The 1,349-nt window shown below is 50.6% G+C and carries 1 protein-coding gene; it reads right to left on the reverse strand.

Annotated elements, in window-relative coordinates; genetic code table 11:
• Positions 1-828: 828 nt before the first annotated feature.
• The coding region (locus RMSM_RS32200) for a sulfatase/phosphatase domain-containing protein (RefSeq protein WP_008707513.1) at positions 829-1,349 on the reverse strand (521 nt) is incomplete at its 5' end.

Below are 1,349 nucleotides of genomic sequence, written 5' to 3' on the forward strand. Positions count from 1 at the left end.
CTAATTGATAACAAGCATTTACAGCGAAAAAAAGCCTTGAGATCGTCCTAGTGTCTGAAACTCGCGGTTTTATGCAGAAAACTTGATTTTCGGTTCTTTGGGCCCCACTTAGCAGTAACTAAATCATGGGGCGCGATGCGATATGTGTCTGCAAAATAATCCGTAAAAGAGCGGAAAAGCAAAGGGTGTCGGCTGTAACGTTGCGACACTCGCCGCTCAAACGCATCTCGATGCGGGAAACCGCTTCTGCAAAGCGAAGCCCCAGAGCGGCATGGCTTCGGTGAACCGCAGGATCTCAGTCATTGTCGAGCGACGCAGGTTACCAAACCATGACGCCGAGCAGCCCGCAATCACTCAGGTTCAACACAGAGAGCAGGCTTCAATACAGAGCGTTATGGATCGCAGCCATCTTCTGAAAAATACGCAGACTCAGTGCGTTGTCGTGCTGGAACCTGCGAACCTCTGCTAAAGAAAGCAGTCAAATGAATCAGCGAGCCTTTGCAAAAACTTTTTGTCGTCGACACGATGATGTTGAGGGACCGTGCGGCAACAGGTTTGCTGTTTGAAATTTGTTGCAGGTCATTTGGGAAAAAGTGATTTCACCGTAGTGGACGAGATAGTCGTACGATGGACTTCCTAGTCCGTCGAATACACCAATGACGCTGCGAAGCATTTTTTTCGATAAGGAAAGCGTGAATTAACTATAGCGAAAGTCGCAGAAACTTCCGGCCATGCGAGTAAAGCCGAAACTCTCTGCGAGTTTCGCTACGTAAGGCTCGTATGCTTCTGAGAACAACTGAAATGCCGAAGTTATTTCCGAACGTTTACTCAGGGGCGACTGCGGCCTTGCTGAATAATCCCCGCCAATTGTTGTTTGAGTCGTTCGGCAACGTCGGGATGAGCATCGAGAACGTTGTGCTGTTCCGCAGGATCTTTTTCCAGATTGAATAGCTGGAACTGAGGCACTTTTGTGTTCGCAAGTTGTTTTTCGACCACGACATTGCGTGCTGAATTTTTGTCGTAACGATGCAGTTTCCATTTGCCAGCCCGGAAACCGTAGGTCCCACGGCTGCCGTTGTCCTGCTGGACCAGATTGTCGCGGCCCTTTGCGTTCGTTTCACCCAACAGTGCGGCGAGTACATCAAGACTGTCCAAACAGGCATTCTCGGGAAGCGGTTGATTGGTCAGGGCAGCAAGGCTGGCGGCGAGATCGATGGTACAGACAATTTCGTCGCTGACCGCCGGTTTGATCCGTCCTTTCCATCGAGTGATCAGCGGAGTTCGCGTGCCGCCTTCGTAAACACTGTATTTGCCACCAGTGTACGGGCCTGCAGCACGATGGTCTCCGA

The sequence above is a fragment of the Rhodopirellula maiorica SM1 genome, from assembly GCF_000346295.1.
GTDB classification, from domain to species: domain Bacteria; phylum Planctomycetota; class Planctomycetia; order Pirellulales; family Pirellulaceae; genus Novipirellula; species Novipirellula maiorica.